Source organism: Gilliamella sp. Pra-s60 (assembly GCF_009795755.1).
In the GTDB taxonomy this organism is placed as follows: Bacteria; Pseudomonadota; Gammaproteobacteria; order Enterobacterales; family Orbaceae; genus Gilliamella.
The window spans coordinates 166,920-182,896 of record NZ_WTFA01000002.1 but is presented as its reverse complement, the minus strand read 5'-3'; the positions used below and the strand labels follow the sequence as shown (position 1 = coordinate 182,896).

Here is a 15,977-nt window from a genome sequence, read left to right as displayed (position 1 = left end):
TGCAACAAAAAGGCAGATAGGTATATAATTACGCCTTTCTTTGAATTAGATAACAACACCATGATAAACAATCAAATTAGCCATATTATAGCAGGAGAGCTTACAGTAAAACCCGAACAAGTGTTAGCTGCCATTCAATTATTAGACGAAGGTAGCACAGTTCCCTTTATTGCTCGTTATCGAAAAGAGGTAACAGGAGGGCTTGATGATACTCAATTACGAACACTTGATAGTCGATTGAGTTATTTACGTGAACTTGAAGATCGTAAGCAAACCATTTTAAAATCAATAGAAGAACAAGGCAAATTAACGCCTGAATTAAGTAAAAGTATTGCCTCAACGCTTAGTAAAACAGAACTTGAAGATTTATATTTACCGTATAAACCCAAACGCCGTACTCGAGGCCAAATTGCAATTGAAGCAGGTCTTGAACCTCTTGCTGATGATTTATGGCAAAATCCTTCATTAAATCCAGAAAACGAAGCAGAAAAATATTTTAATACAGATAAAGGTATTACCGATACTAAATCTGCCTTGGATGGGGCTCGTTATATTTTGATGGAACGATTTGCTGAAGAGGCTAACTTATTAGCAAAAGTACGTCATTATCTTTGGAATAATGCTCATTTGGTTTCTCGAGTAGTCAGTGGAAAGGAAGATGAGGGTGTAAAATTTCGAGACTATTTTTCTCAAAGTGAACTTATTTCAAAAGTACCTTCACACCGAGCATTAGCTATGTTCCGTGGGAGAAACGAGGGTTTTTTACAACTTTCCTTAAATGCTGATCCGCAATTTGAAGAAGCACCAAAAGAGAGTTATTGTGAACAAATTATCACTGAGTATTTAGGTGTTCATTTTAATGATCAACCAGCAGATAAATGGCGAAAAGCAGTGATTAATTGGACGTGGCGCATAAAAATTTTAATGCACATGGAAACCGAGCTGATGACGACGCTTCGAGAACAAGCCGAAGAAGAAGCAATTAATGTTTTTGCTGCCAACTTGCATGATATGTTAATGGCCGCACCAGCAGGTATGAAAGTCACCATGGGTATGGATCCGGGGTTAAGAACTGGAGTAAAAATAGCGGTTGTTGATGCAACAGGTAAATTAGTTGCGACTGAAACTATCTATCCGCATACGGGGCAAGCTGATAAAGCGGCAATAGTTATTGCTGCGCTTTGTATTAAATATCAAGTTGAATTGGTGGCAATTGGTAATGGTACGGCTTCGCGCGAGACAGAACGTTTTTATTTGGACGTTCAAAAAAAATACCCAGAAGTGAAAGCGCAAAAAGTGATTGTCAGTGAAGCTGGCGCTTCGGTTTATTCCGCATCAGAACTAGCCGCACAAGAGTTTCCTGATCTTGATGTATCTATTCGTGGTGCTGTTTCTATTGCACGTCGTTTACAAGATCCATTAGCTGAACTTGTTAAAATTGATCCTAAATCTATTGGAGTAGGTCAATATCAGCATGATGTAAGCCAAACTCAGTTAGCTAAAAAACTTGATGCCGTGGTTGAAGACGGTGTCAATGCGGTTGGTGTAAATTTAAATACTGCCTCAATGATGTTACTCGCACGTATTGCTGGTCTAAATAAAGTTATTGCGCAAAATATTATTGATTGGCGTAATGAAAATGGACAATTTACGGATCGCAAACAACTATTAAAAGTTTCGCGTCTTGGTCCTAAAGCATTTGAACAATGTGCAGGTTTTTTAAGAATTATGGATGGTAAAAATCCACTTGATGCCTCTGCAGTTCACCCAGAAGCTTATCCTATTGTTGAGCGTATTTTAGAGAAAAATGGAAAATCTTTAAAAGATATTTTAGGTGATAGCAATTATTTAAAATCACTTAAAGCAATTGATTATGTGGATGAAAACTTTGGTGTGCCAACAGTAACTGATATTATTAAAGAACTTGATAAACCAGGACGAGATCCAAGACCTGAATTTAAAACTGCTCAGTTTGCTGATGATATTGAAACTATGGAAGATTTAAAACTCGGCATGATTATGGAAGGTTCTGTTACCAATGTGACCAATTTTGGTGCCTTTGTTGATATTGGTGTTCATCAAGATGGCTTAGTGCATATTTCGGCCTTATCAGATAAGTTTGTTGATGATCCAAGAACAGTAGTAAAAGCGGGGGATATTGTTAAAGTTAAAGTGGTAGAGGTTGATATTCCTCGTAAACGTATTGCGTTAACCATGCGTCTTGATGATCCTGCGTCATTGACTAAGCAAGATGCTAATCGTATTTCAAAAAAACATACTCAGGCCAACAAACAAAATAATTATAATTCATTGCCGAATAACAGTGCGATGGGAAATGCGTTTGCTGCTGCATTAAAGAAAACTAAATAAAAATATTTACAAATTATGGGACAGTTGTCCCTATTTTGTATTCAGTGCGTTGAAATATGGTCATTTTTATATTGGATATCATCAATGTGCTTTTTAGCTATTTTTTATTAAGTTATAAAATAAAATAAAATTAAATTAATAGAAAGGGAATATCAAAAACAATGAAAAAATATTTTAATGTTGTTTGGTTGGCATTAATTGTTATCCTCTCAGGATGTGATAAAAACCAAGTAAAATTAACGGAAGAAGTTAAATCTGAATTGGAAGATCAAGACAAACCGATTTGTTTTTATCTAGGTAAAGTAACATTTCCTTATCTTAAAAAAGATCTTAGCTATCCTGCAAATGAACGAGCAGAGGTTTGGGTAAATAATGAATTAAATCGACGGTTAGAGATTTTTTCAAATTTAGGTTTACTAGAGCGTTCATCAGATGCTAACAATCAAACAACCACCTATCAATTAGCTAAATTAAACAGCGATACTATATTTAAAAAAGGTAGTTTTTGTTTTGGGCAAGTGAGTTTAGATCATCTTTTTGTTGACAATTATAGAAATAGTGTAAACCCTTTTGCAACGGTAACTTATACTATTGAGCAAATTCCTTCTTGGGTTAATAATGATATCTTCAAACAATATTTTTATTCTCGTGAATTAGATAAAAATAAACAAAGTTATTATGATTACTATAGTTATCCTAGTTTAATTGATGGGCAATTTCCTAACCAAATATCGTCCACAATTAAGTTAGCTAAATTGGAGAATGGTGAATTGATTTTTGATAACGAAGATTCGATAAAGCATTCATATTTTAATAGTAAAAAAGATGATAACTGGGATCGTGAGCATTTCACTTATGCATATTATGATACGGCAAAAGCAAGCGAAATCAGATATGATTTTGTTAAGTATAATCAAATGAATAATGATTGGGGGATAGAGCCAGATTCTGTATTATTTTCAAAAGAAAAACCAAAACCATCAGCAAATTTAGCTCGTTCAACTAACTTAGTTGTAATGTATTACTATTTTGATCATGCGCTTACTCAAAATCGTATTAAGTCGGCAAAAGGATATATAAAAGATAAGTTATTAGATCAGTACTCAAAATTGCTTGGTGAAAACGATTTTGCTTTTGAAATGGATTTTGATGAAAATGGGGTGGTTTCTTATTTCGTTGATACAATTGAAAGTTATAATTATAAACAGAAACGCATTATTTCATCTTCTGACGATATGAAAACAGAACGAACGAGTTGGAAATTCTATGATTATTTTACCATGTCTTTACCTAGCCGAGAGCAAAGCTATCTCAATCCGTTTGCAACCAATAATTATAAAAAAACAGAGATATTTGATATTTTCCAAGCAGACTATAACACAAAATTTGTTCAAACAGGGGTTGATTTAGATGAACTTCATTCAGTTTTCGTTGACTATGATGATGAAGACAAAATACTATTTTTTGATAATAATATGACATTTCAATACAATGATAAAAACCAGTTGATTTCAAGGGTGATTGATAATGAAACTTATACTATGGAGTATAATAAAGAAGGTCAATTAATCAAAATGAAAAAATATACTGGTAATAAAAATAAAGCGAGTCTTGAATGTCAATTTTTTAAACACAACCAAAAAGGTGATTGGACAATCAAAGAATGTGATGATGGTAAGATAACAACTCGAACTATTGAATATTATTAATAGCTTTTATAATAATCCTATTTTATTTCTTGTGTATTTACTCGTTAAAGGTGATGGTTTAGGCCGTCACCAAATTCGATAATAAGCCAACTTATTGTTAGTTATCACAAATATTACTGCGTTGGTGATTTATCGATTGGCTATATTTTTGTCATATAGAAAAGAAACCGCTTTCTTATTATCGAGAAATAGAAAACCTTGGTATCATTTTTGTATAGTCTTTTTGTCGATATGCATTTACTTTTTTAGTGAATGGATTAATTCAAAAACTAAAAATCGATAAAATTTTTACAGTGGTAAAAAAATCACAAATAAACACTAGGTAATACAATCTTTTGTAGATTATATTGTTTTAATTGTTTTGCAAACTGCTCTACTTGTTGTTTACTGGCAGATGGCCATGTTTTAGCAATGCCATGTACACCATGATTATGAAAGGCGTTAATTCGAATTCGAATATTGGGATCTATATCAATTAAGAATTCAGCAATATTTTTTGCATTATCTTGTAGATCGGTTTGTTTTGGAATAATTAAAAATCTTATTTCATATAATTTATTGATTTTGGCAAGATATTTAATCGTTTCTTTTACTCGTAGATTGTCTCGTCCTGTTAGCTGTTTATGTACATTATTATCCCAAGCTTTAAGATCAATCATTGCTCCATCCATCGTGCTTGTTACTTTTTGCCATCCTGTCTGTTTTAAGTAACCATTACTATCAATAAAGCAAGTAAGGTGATTTAAATCGTTGGCTTGTTTTATTGCTCTAAACAGATTCTCAATAAAAGGGAGTTGTATAGTGGCCTCTCCTCCACTAAAAGTTATACCGTTTAAAAATGGCAGATATTTTCGGATAATTTTTAATATATCTTCAACACTGTATTTATAAGTCATTGGTGTTGAGTTATAACCGCAAGTATTAATACAAGTATCACATTGTTGGCAAACCGAAGTTTGCCATATGACGCGATGATTGTTAAAACTTAATGCCTTATGTGGACAAGCATTAATACAATCGCCACAATCCTTACATAATGATATTGTGTAAGGATTGTGGCAGTTTAAGCAACGAAAATTGCATCCCTGTAAAAATATTACAAGTCGATTGCCTGGTCCATCAACACAAGAAAAGGGTAATATCTTGTTAACGATTGCCCATGACTTGTTCATGACTGATTACTCTTGGCTTTCGAGATAAATAATTATTGTTTTTAACGTCATCAGCAGCTTCTGCTCCTAAAAACGTTGTGTTAATTCGTGATCCTTCTTGTTTATACTTTTTGATGTCGGATAATCTAACCATATAACCCGTTACTCGAACAAGATCATTGCCACTGATATTGGCGGTAAATTCACGAAAACCCAATTTAAAAGCTGCTTTACAAATTTGCAGTAATGCTGATGGGTTATTTTTGATGGTTTCATCGATAGTTAAAATATCACTAATGCCCGATGTGTAGTAATGATGATGTTTAAATAGCGCCATAATATGGGTAACTGGATCGGGTTCATGACCGTAAGGAATTCTTAGACCAGGGGTTATGCCTATATCGGTACTGATTCCTGATTGTGAATGTAACATAGCCTTTCCTTTCCAAGCATTTTCTATTGTGTGGTTGTCAATAAATTTGGCAATGAGTTGGGTAATGGTTAATGCCAGTTCATTGGCTTGTTCGTCAAAACCATAACGCCCTGCTAAATTTGCTTTTTCTTGCAGGATATTGACCGCTTCAGCCATACCAAAAATACCAAACATAGGTGCAAATCGGTTGGGATCAATTAATCCTTCTTGAACTAAAAAACTGCTATTAAAAAAATTGGATTGATTATAAAGAAAATTCGATCTTGCTTGAATAAGATTAAGCTGTAACTGACAATAGTAAGGCAAGGTATTTGTCAAAAAATCCTCACTATTTTTACTGCGTAATGCCACTTCTTTTAAGTTGATTCGTGAAAGCGTGCTTCCTCCGCCTGCAACTGGCAGTGAATTATAGCAACTTACAACACCGTACCCTTTGCTATCAAAATCTTTTTGGACCATATTATTGTTTGCAATATGAGGTTTGCTTGTTTCACAGATATTTTCAATTGCCACTAATAATAATGATTCTGGGGTAATGTCTTTATCATAGATAAAGGTTAAATTAGGTGCAACTTGTTTTAGTTCTCTATCTATACGTAAAATTACCCGACAGATAATATTATCTGTTGGTCCAATGTTTGCATGCATAAATGCATCAGGTAAATTACGATCGAGCATGATCCAAAAACGCTTTAATCGCTGATAAATTTCATCTTCAGTAAGCTTACCAACGTAAGGAAGTAAAATTTGATCTAAGCATCCTAAATAAACAGGCATACCAGTTACTGAAGGAACGTGATGATAGATGATGATAAGCAAATTTAATGCATCATCAAATGTTTCAGCTGGATTAAGTTCTAACCACTTCGACCCTTGTTTTAAAAATTTCACATAATCAGGTAAAACATAACGAGGTTTATAAGGCGCGTGACCTTCGTACATATCACAGATAACGCGGTCATTTAAAGCTTGTTGTGTTTCTTCATCCAGATCTACATAAGGTAAATTATTTTCTGCTGCTAAGGCGAGTAAATTTGATTTTTGTTTAGGCGACAAATTAGGATCTGTCACAATATTATAACAACTTTGTTGAAATTCAGTCATGCTCATAATTATCTCAATATTTATTTCTCAATAATAAATTGTTTTGGTTCATAATCAGATGCATTAATTGGTGAATGTTTTTCAACATATTGTTTTACTACATCTGCATCGCGATAACCTGTATCAACGTAAGTCGGTGACGTATTGGTTATTGGGTAACCATCTCCACCAGCGGCTAAAAAGTCAAGCGTGGCAATGCGATAGTTTTTTTGTAAATCGATCGGTTGATTGTTAATTTTTACATTTTCAATATTGTCCTCATTTTTTGTTAGGCTAATATTTTTCAAATGCGTATATCCTCCTGAGCCTTGTTTTTTACTTAATGCCGCTTTCAGATAATCAATTAATTCATTGCCTGTTAATTCGAAATAAACCACACTGTTACCAAAAGGTTCTACTTTTAAAATATCGCGGTAAGTAATATTACCTTCAATTAAGGAGTCACGAATCATACCACCAGACATAATGCCAACATCTGCATTAGTTTTTTCAACAAAAGCACTAAGTAACAATTGTCCCATATTGCTTTGCTGGTATCTAACAACATCACGATTGCCTTCTAACCGACCTATCAACTCACCACTTTTCACTAATAACTGCTGTTTACCCAGTTCTTGATATGGCCTCAAATTTTCAAGTAAGGATTTATCTTGAGGAATTTCTTGCGTGTAATATTCAAGGCGTTTAGTGCTATTACCATTCTCCACCTCTTTTTTTAGATTAATAGGAATTAATTGGTAATTTTTTAATGTGATTTTGCCATTTAAAAAGACAAAATCAGCTCGTCCAACATATTTACCCCATTCGTGGGCTTGTACAATCCATGTGCCATTTTGTTGATCTGGTGCACAAGGTGTACCTGGTACATATTCGGTAATACGTTTATTAGGGCTAGCCATACAGACAGGATTTTGGGAGTGTCCACCTACTATCATATCCAAATCGCCTGTGTGCAATTTTCTGGCTAATTCAACATCGCCCGGTGCCATCGAGCCATGTTCACCATTTTCATAATGTCCCATATGAGTGACAGCAATAATCATGTCTGGGTGTTCATTGTCTTTTAATTGTTTAATTATTTTCTGTGCTTCAGGTAAAGTTTGTCGAAATTCGACGCCTTCTGTATTTTTGGGGGAAGCTAGAAAAATGGTATCATCAGTAGTCAAACCAAACACTGCAACTTTAATACCATTTAAATTAAACATTTTATAAGCATCAAATACACGTTTATCAGTTCCCTTGAAATAAGTATTTGCTGATAAAAAAGGAAATGTTGCCCATTTTTGTTGCTCACGAATAATTGTCAAAGGGTGATCAAACTCATGGTTACCCACAGCCATAGCATCGTAACCAACAGCATTCATACCAATAAAATCAGGTTTGGCTTGCTGTACATCAGATTCAGGGACCCCCGTATTAATATCACCACCTGAAAGTAGCAATAATTTGCCACCTTCTGCTGTAACTTGTTTTCGAATTTCATCCACTACAGTTTTTTGGGCAGCAAGTCCATATTCACCAATATCGTTTTGCCAAAAACGACCATGATGGTCGTTGGTATGTAAAATAGTAAATTGATAAGACTTGTCTTTTTCCCAAGTTGGAGTAGGGGTGTTTTTTGTGGTAACATCGGCCATGCAAGAGGCTGAGAATAGCCCCATACAAACAAGTAATGATAGTTTTTTATTAAATTGAAACGGATACATTGTATCTCCTAACTTACTATATAATAACTACTATTCTGTAATAACTTTGTAAATAAGTTGTGGTTCTTTTGCACTATCACTAATAGTAATATTGTCGTAAAGTTTTTGTTTGATCGCATCAATCTTATCGGTACTAGCATGGATCGTTAACAAAGCTTCGCCTTCGGCTACTTTATCACCTACTTTTTTATGTAACACGATTCCTACAGCAGGATCGATAATATCCTCTTTAGTTGCACGGCCTGCACCTAATTGCATAGCAGCAATACCAATTTGATCGGCAATGATTCTTGAAACATAACCTGATTTAAGTGCAGGTAAAGCAATTTGATAAGGAGCACTAGCTAATTTTTCAGGGTGATCAACAACTGAGCTATCCCCACCTTGTGCTTCAATAAGTATTTTGAACTTCTCAATGGCTTTGCCATTTTTAATAACTTCTTGAAGTTTTGCTCTGGCTTCTTCTAATGTTTTGGCTTTATTAGCAAGCACAACCATTTGGCTACCTAACGTTAAAACTAATTCAGTTAAATCAGCAGGGCCATGACCTTTTAAAGTATCAATGGCTTCTTTTATTTCAAGTGCATTACCAATTGCATAACCAAGCGGTTGTGACATATCAGATATAATAGCCATGGTTCGACGACCAATTTGGTTACCGATATTGACCATTTCGTGAGCTAACTTTTCGGAATCGGCCATATCTTTCATTAGTGCACCATCACCTGTTTTGACATCAAGTACAATAGCATCGGCGCCTGCTGCTAACTTTTTACTCATAATTGAGCTTGCAATAAGAGGAATAGAGTTAACTGTTCCTGTGACATCACGTAAAGAATATAACTTTTTATCAGCGGGGGTTAAATTGCCTGATTGACCGATAACAGCAAGACCTTTATGATTAACTTGATCGATAAAATCTTGTTTACTTAATTCAATTTTAAATCCTGGAATTGATTCAAATTTATCGGTAGTACCACCTGTATGACCTAAACCACGTCCAGACATTTTGGCAACAGGAACATCTAATGCGGCAACAAGCGGTGCAAGTACGAGTGTTGTGGTATCACCAACGCCTCCAGTTGAATGTTTATCAACTTTAATTCCTTGGATTGAAGATAGATCAACGGTATCGCCTGAATACATCATTGCACTAGTTAAATCAGCACACTCTTTTGGTGTCATACCTTTATAGTAAATTGCCATTAATAACGCACTAACTTGGTAATCGGGGATAGCGCCATGAGTATAGTTGGTGATAAAAAATTGGATTTCTTCGGTAGTTAGAGGATGTCCATCACGTTTTTTTTCAATAATATCTACAAATCTCATTATTTTTCTCTTTTAAATCAATTAATTATTTTTTGTTTGCTTATACAAATGAGCATGTTTAGTTTTTGTCGAAAATAATCGACTTAAAACAGCACTAAAATAAGTATAATGTTACATTATTTAACAACTTTGTTTCAAAAAACGAAATTACTCCAAATCACTTGGTGAAAAAGACCAAGGTAATAATTCCCCTACCGTTGTTTCTTGAACTTTACCATTCATATTCGTTAAAATAACTGGCATATCTTTAGCACAAAACTCACTAATCACTTGACGACAAGCGCCACAAGGTGAGATAGGGCCTTGAGTATCTCCAATTACCACTAATTTTTTAAATTTCCTTTTACCTTCAGATACCGCTTTAAAAATAGCCGTACGCTCCGCACAGTTGGCTAATCCATAAGAGGCATTTTCAATGTTGCAACCTAAAATGGCTTCGTCATCTTCGGTGATAAGTACAGCCCCAACCTGAAATTTAGAATAGGGTACATAAGCCTTAGCTCGGGCTGTTTTGGCTAATTCAATTAGTTTTTCAATTTTCATATTAATAATCCTTCTGTCTTAATCACATTATTTTGTGGGTGTTTGTAGATTGATACGGTAAACACCAAACCCTAAGTTGTTTTGTTCTATAAATTTTATTGGGTAGAGTGAATTATTTTGAATATAGTTTTTTGCATCATCATTAAGGGAGGATTCAAAGCGAATATCCAAATCTTTATTACTAGTAATCGGAGCAATTCGCCAATTATTATCGACAGTAACATCTACTGTGCCGTTTTTTTGGGTCATATTGGTGATATAAGCTGAAAGAATCACTCTTAAATCATCTGGTGAATTGAATTTAACATTTTTTTCACCTGTCCCAGGAAATATGCCACTATAAGCGCGATAGTTATTGGTAGCAATTAAAAATGTTTGATTAGGGTTAATCGGTTTTTGTTGATAAGTTAGATTGTTAATTCTTTCTGATGTTGGATTAATTAGCTGACAATTTGCATCATAACGAGGTGGTTTAGTAATATCTATTTGATAATTCACCCCATCAATTGTATCAAAATTATAAGTTCTAAACTGTTCCCAGTTGATCAGGTATTGTGGGTTTGATGTATTAACATCAATTTGATTATATACTCCTGCCGAACATTCAAGCCACTCTTTTACGTCTGCACCAGTAATTTTTAATGTTGATAGTAAATTAGGATAAAGGTAAATATCCGCTGCATTTCTAAAGGTTAAATCCCCTTTTTTTACATCAACAAAAGCATTTGGATCATTTTTTCTTCCACCAGCTTTAAACGGTGCAATGGCTGATAAAATAGGTAATCCATCTAGATCGGGATCGCCTTGAATAAATTGTTTAACATAATCGATCTGCGCATCGCTAATAATTTGTAAGGCTGAGCTATCTTCGACCAAAGCTAAATAACTAGTAATATCAGTTGAAACTTTGCCTATTGGTTTGCTAACAAATTCACGCGTACCTTGATGGTCTTGATTTAAAATATTGACGATATTTTGATCGGTATCAACTAATGCTTTTTTATTTTTTATATCATAAATAGGGCGAGCTTCAGATTTTCCTGAAACCACTTGCCAATTTGCTTGTTCACCTTCAAGAACTAAGTCAACTACTCCTAAGTGGCTTCCCCATTGTCCTGGCATGACCGCAGGAACGTGATTAATTTTACCGGTTTTTATATCTGTATTTGGTAGTGATTTGAACTCCTCGCTTGGAAACACTCCATGGGCGTGGCCAAACATAATTGCATTAATACCTTCAACTTGACTTAAGTAATAAACTGAATTTTCAGCTAGTGCTTTATAAGGCTCAGAAGAAACACCTGAATGAGGAATGGCAATAATGATATTAGCGCCTTGTTTTTTCATTTCTGGAACCAAGCGCTTGGCTGTTTCGGTAATGTCTTTAACCACAACTTTACCATCAAGATTAAGTTTGTCCCATTGCATAATTTGTGGTGGCACAAAGCCAATGTAGCCAATCTTAATGGTTTGTTTGTTACCATTTCTATCTACAACGGGGGTATCAATAATAATATATTGCTTAAAGAACGGTTTATTGGTTTTTGCATCATAGACATTTGCATTAATATAAGGGAATTTAGCTCCAGCAAGGCTTTTTTGTAGGAATTCCAAACCAAAATTAAATTCGTGATTACCAATATTACCTACAACATAATTAAGCGTGTTCATTGCTTTATATACAGGATGAATATCACCATCATTAAGGCCTTTATTTACTGTATAATCAGCCATTGGACTACCTTGAATCAGATCGCCATTATCAACAAGAACACTATTTTTTATTTCACTTCGTGCTTGGTGAATCAAATTAGCTGTTTTGGCTAATCCAAAGGTCTCGATAGATTGATCTTTAAAATAGTCGTAGTTCATCATATTACCATGTAGGTCGGTTGTTTCGATAATCCTTAAATCAACCGTTGCTGCACTGGATGTGCCAGAAATGAATAGGGCTAAAAAGGTTAAAGGTAACTTAGTTTTTTTCATACAAATCTCCTATTATTCTGACAACTAAATTAATTAATGGTCATGGCTAGTAATAATTTTTGATATTCTAAAAAGCGTTCGATAATTGCTGGATGATATCTTTTATCATTGATACACTTTTCTAACAATTGCTTATCATCAGATGTAAAACAAGCAAGAATTTTTTTAATTAATTGGGTTTTAATTGAATTTTCAATAAATGCAGCGTGAATACCGCACAGTGTAATATCAAGTAATTCTAATCGCGAAAATGCAAATATAGATTGAGCGATGTTATACTCTTTTTCTATATCGGTACCAAAAATCCCTGCATCATCCGTATTTAATGTAATGCGAACACCTTGGTCATAAAGCTGCCTGATGGGGTGCTGATAAATATCACCATGTAGCTCATTAACTAAAATTCGATTGCTTGTTAAGGCAATTTCGAGGGTGATTTTTTTATTAATCAGTTCACCAATAAGTGTTTTGTCTTCAATAGCACGAATGCCGTGTCCAATTCTATTTGCGCCATGCTTAATGGCTTGAATAATACTTTGAGCTGAATCTATTTCGCCAGCGTGATACGATTTTTTTAGATTAAGCTCGGTAGCCAATTCATGAGCATCCTTAAAGTCATCAAAATGACCTGTTTTTTCATTACCAGCGATATTGAAACCAGTAATAAATGGGTGAGGATTATTTTTAATGAATCGCAAAGTATCGTAAACCACGTTCGCACCAAGATGCCTAACACCGATTACATGATATCGTACGGTAATATCATATTGCTTACGAACGTCAATAATTGCCTTATCCATTTGCTTTAGTGTTTGGTGAAATCGATCTTGATTCCAAACAACATGTCCATCGTGGGATTGCGTTGCACAGATATGAAAAGGGGATATAAACAGCTCGCAATAAATTAACCCTTGTTTAGCATTTCTATTAAGAAAATCGTAAGTAATTAAATAGTAATCCTCTGGATTTTTTAGAAAGCTAGAAACAATATCATATGTTTTGATAAATTCTTCAAACTTAGATTCGTCGTATGAATATCTACCATTTTTATACTCATTGGTATCATATTGATCGGGTTGGTAACATAAAGTTTTAGGGAATGGAATATTATTTTTTTGGGCTAATTTGTGAGCCATTATTGGGGTTATGCTTCCTTCAATGTGCTCATGTAATATGACTTTGGGTATTATTTGGTTGTTCATTTGATATTTAATTTCTTTAAATGAGCTAAATATGCTCTAGTAACAATGGCATAAAAAATTGATCAAAAAGATCAAAATAGTATACGCACATTGTGAATTATAGTTTCAGCTAGTCTACCTTGATAAGCTATCTTTCTGCTATTTATTTTGCATTACTTATTTATTTTTTGTGCGACAAATCATACTTTTTTAACTTTAACAATAAAGTTGGCTTGTTGATAACCAAAAAGGCAACAACCGATATTGTTGCCTTTATATTGGTAGTGTAAAATTCAACCTACCACACAATAATTGATTAATTAATGATTTGAGTGGCTTTTTCGTTAGTATTAATGTTTTCGTTAGAATTTTCGTTTTTAAATATCAACGCAAATACGACGGCTAGAATCAAAGAATAGCTAGCAAAAATAAGCCAAACGCTTTGCCAATCAATAACATCATTATTAGTATAATGATCGACAACAAAACCACTAATTACCGAACCTAAATAAGCACCAATCCCATTAGTCATCATCATAAATAGACCTTGGGCACTATTACGAATACTAGGGGAAACCGTTTTATCAACATACATGGAACCAGAAATATTATAAAAATCAAAGGCACATCCATAAACAATCATGGATAAAAGTAATAGCACAAAACCAAATGGTGATGGATTACCATAAGCAAACAAGCCAAAACGAGCAACCCAAGCTAGCATACTAATTAACATCACATATTTAATGCCAAGGCGTTTCATAAAGAATGGAACGAATAGAATAAATACCACTTCTGAAATTTGAGAAATTGACAACAATACTGATGGATATTGAACAGCGAAGCTATTTGCATATTCAGGAATATCTTCAAATGAGCGAATAAAAGGATTACCAAAAGTATTAGTGATTTGTAAAATACCGCCAAGTAATATTGCAAATACGAAAAAGATAGCCATTTTGGGTTGTTTAAACAAAACAAACGCATCTAACCCCAAAGAAGTTATAAGTGATTTTTTTTCTGATTTTCCTTGAGAAGTTGAAATGAATGGTAAAGTAAGGGTATATAGGCTAAGTAAAATAGAACTTAATCCTGCAATATACAGTTGCATACTACTTAATTCTAATTTTAAAAAGCTCACTAGCCACATAGCAACGATAAAGCCAATTGTGCCAAATATTCTTATGCTTGGAAATTGTGTAATGACATCTAAACCTTGAGATTCCAAGCAAGAGTAAGAGATAGAGTTGGAAATTGCAATGGTTGGCATAAAGGCTAAACAGTGAATTAGCATAATAATGAACATCATAAAAGGTGATGTTATTGAAGCTGCTATAAATAGTGTAGCAGCACCGATCAAATGACAAATCATATATAAGCGGTTAGCAGGTATCCATCTATCTGCTACGACACCGAGTAAACCAGGCATAAATAGCGATGCTATCCCCATGGTTCCATATATAGAACCGACAGCAGTACCGCTAAATTTTAGGGTCTCCATCATATAAGAACCGAGGGTAATAAGCCAACTTCCCCATATAAAAAATTGTAGAAAAAATATAACTCTAAGTTTTTCCGTAGTGTTCATTTTGTTCCCTTATTAAACAAGATATTTATAACCTACTACACATAAATATAAATAAAAAGTCGTATTACTATCAATATTGATAAGTTAAAAAAAATGGCAGTGATTCTGCCATTTTTAATTTTAGTTTTGATTTAATAAAACAGATTCCAACGCAACAGTAATCATATCTTTAAAGCCTAGCTGGCGCTCTTGTGCTGACATGGCTTCGCCTTTGCGAATATGGTCTGAAACTGTACAAATAGCCAATGCTTTTGCACCGTATTCTGCGGCAACGCCATAAATGCCAGCAGCTTCCATTTCAACACCTAAAATATTGTATTTTTCCATCACATCAAACATATCAAGTTCAACACTATAAAAAAGGTCGGCAGAAAAGAGATTACCCACTTTAACATTTACACCTAATTTTTTAGCTGCATTAACAGCATTACAAGTTAGCTCAAAATCAGCGATAGCCGCAAAATCATGATCTTTAAAACGTAAACGATTGACTTTTGAATCGGTACAAGCACCCATTCCCACAATGATATCACCCACGTTAACGTTAGGGCTTATAGCGCCACATGAACCAACACGGATAATGTTTTCAACGCCATAAAATTTAATTAGTTCGGTTGCATAAATAGAGCAAGATGGAATGCCCATACCATGCCCCATAACTGAAATTTTTTGTCCTTTGTAATAACCGGTAAAACCTAACATAGATCTTACATTAGTGACTTCTTGTGCATTTTCTAAAAACGTTTCTGCAATAAATTTTGCTCGTAGAGGATCGCCGGGCATTAAAACGGTTTTTGCAAAAGCATTATCAATGGCATTAATATGCGGGGTAGACATTAACTTCTCCTGATATTTGTTACTAAATTGGCATGAC

At 34.2% G+C, this 15,977-nt stretch carries 10 protein-coding genes and 1 pseudogene; 2 read left to right on the top strand and 9 right to left on the bottom strand.

Features of this window, described 5'->3' with window-relative positions; translation table 11 throughout:
* Positions 1–60 precede the first annotated feature (60 nt).
* Positions 61–2,230: pseudogene (locus GQ596_RS02435) on the top strand (Tex family protein); the annotation flags it as partial.
* A 301-nt stretch (positions 2,231–2,531) separates the two neighbouring features.
* Complete coding sequence (locus tag GQ596_RS02430; protein ID WP_160400091.1) at positions 2,532–4,079, top strand: hypothetical protein; 1,548 nt, start codon at positions 2,532–2,534, stop codon at positions 4,077–4,079.
* Between the two features lie 305 nt (positions 4,080–4,384).
* On the opposite strand, the gene GQ596_RS02425 is transcribed toward GQ596_RS02430, so the two are convergent.
* From GQ596_RS02425 to deoD, 9 genes are all read right to left on the bottom strand, one after another.
* On the bottom strand, positions 4,385–5,251 hold the full coding sequence (locus GQ596_RS02425; RefSeq protein WP_160400090.1) for a YjjW family glycine radical enzyme activase: 867 nt from the start codon (positions 5,249–5,251) through the stop codon (positions 4,385–4,387).
* A complete protein-coding gene (locus GQ596_RS02420) occupies positions 5,226–6,773 on the bottom strand; it encodes a YjjI family glycine radical enzyme (protein ID WP_202113723.1) in 1,548 nt (515 codons plus the stop codon). The genes GQ596_RS02425 and GQ596_RS02420 overlap by 26 nt, the downstream gene beginning before the upstream one ends.
* Before the next feature lie 14 nt (positions 6,774–6,787).
* On the bottom strand, positions 6,788–8,404 hold the full coding sequence (ushA, locus tag GQ596_RS02415; RefSeq protein WP_370516478.1) for a bifunctional UDP-sugar hydrolase/5'-nucleotidase UshA: 1,617 nt from the start codon (positions 8,402–8,404) through the stop codon (positions 6,788–6,790).
* A 99-nt stretch (positions 8,405–8,503) separates the two neighbouring features.
* Positions 8,504–9,805 (bottom strand): pyrimidine-nucleoside phosphorylase, encoded by a 1,302-nt coding sequence (locus tag GQ596_RS02410; protein WP_160400088.1) that lies wholly within the window; start codon positions 9,803–9,805, stop codon positions 8,504–8,506.
* Between the two features lie 147 nt (positions 9,806–9,952).
* Positions 9,953–10,348, bottom strand: a complete 396-nt coding sequence (locus GQ596_RS02405) for a cytidine deaminase (RefSeq protein WP_160400087.1) — start codon at positions 10,346–10,348, stop codon at positions 9,953–9,955.
* Between the two features lie 27 nt (positions 10,349–10,375).
* The gene (locus GQ596_RS02400) at positions 10,376–12,334 is read right to left on the bottom strand and encodes a bifunctional 2',3'-cyclic-nucleotide 2'-phosphodiesterase/3'-nucleotidase (protein ID WP_160400086.1); all 1,959 of its coding nucleotides are present in this window, start codon (positions 12,332–12,334) and stop codon (positions 10,376–10,378) included.
* A 29-nt stretch (positions 12,335–12,363) separates the two neighbouring features.
* Positions 12,364–13,536 carry an adenosine deaminase gene (gene add, locus GQ596_RS02395; protein WP_160400085.1) on the bottom strand — a complete coding sequence of 391 codons (1,173 nt, stop codon included), beginning with the start codon at positions 13,534–13,536 and terminating at the stop codon, positions 12,364–12,366.
* A gap of 295 nt (positions 13,537–13,831) precedes the next feature.
* Positions 13,832–15,103: a nucleoside permease gene (locus GQ596_RS02390; RefSeq protein WP_160400084.1), complete on the bottom strand. Its 1,272-nt coding sequence runs from the start codon at positions 15,101–15,103 to the stop codon at positions 13,832–13,834.
* 120 nt (positions 15,104–15,223) lie between these two features.
* The gene (deoD, locus tag GQ596_RS02385; protein WP_160400083.1) at positions 15,224–15,940 is read right to left on the bottom strand and encodes a purine-nucleoside phosphorylase; all 717 of its coding nucleotides are present in this window, start codon (positions 15,938–15,940) and stop codon (positions 15,224–15,226) included.
* Positions 15,941–15,977: the final 37 nt, after the last annotated feature.

Excerpts from the sequence above, each read along its gene's own strand:
- GQ596_RS02430 (WP_160400091.1), top strand. The coding sequence starts at position 2,532 with ATGAAAAAATATTTTAATGTTGTTTGGTTGGCATTAATTGTTATCCTC.
- GQ596_RS02425 (WP_160400090.1), bottom strand. The coding sequence starts at position 5,251 with ATGAACAAGTCATGGGCAATCGTTAACAAGATATTACCCTTTTCTTGT.
- GQ596_RS02420 (WP_202113723.1), bottom strand. The coding sequence starts at position 6,773 with ATGAGCATGACTGAATTTCAACAAAGTTGTTATAATATTGTGACAGAT.
- ushA (WP_370516478.1), bottom strand. The coding sequence starts at position 8,404 with ATGGCCGATGTTACCACAAAAAACACCCCTACTCCAACTTGGGAAAAA.
- GQ596_RS02410 (WP_160400088.1), bottom strand. The coding sequence starts at position 9,805 with ATGAGATTTGTAGATATTATTGAAAAAAAACGTGATGGACATCCTCTA.
- GQ596_RS02405 (WP_160400087.1), bottom strand. The coding sequence starts at position 10,348 with ATGAAAATTGAAAAACTAATTGAATTAGCCAAAACAGCCCGAGCTAAG.
- GQ596_RS02400 (WP_160400086.1), bottom strand. The coding sequence starts at position 12,334 with ATGAAAAAAACTAAGTTACCTTTAACCTTTTTAGCCCTATTCATTTCT.
- add (WP_160400085.1), bottom strand. The coding sequence starts at position 13,536 with ATGAACAACCAAATAATACCCAAAGTCATATTACATGAGCACATTGAA.
- GQ596_RS02390 (WP_160400084.1), bottom strand. The coding sequence starts at position 15,103 with ATGAACACTACGGAAAAACTTAGAGTTATATTTTTTCTACAATTTTTT.
- deoD (WP_160400083.1), bottom strand. The coding sequence starts at position 15,940 with ATGTCTACCCCGCATATTAATGCCATTGATAATGCTTTTGCAAAAACC.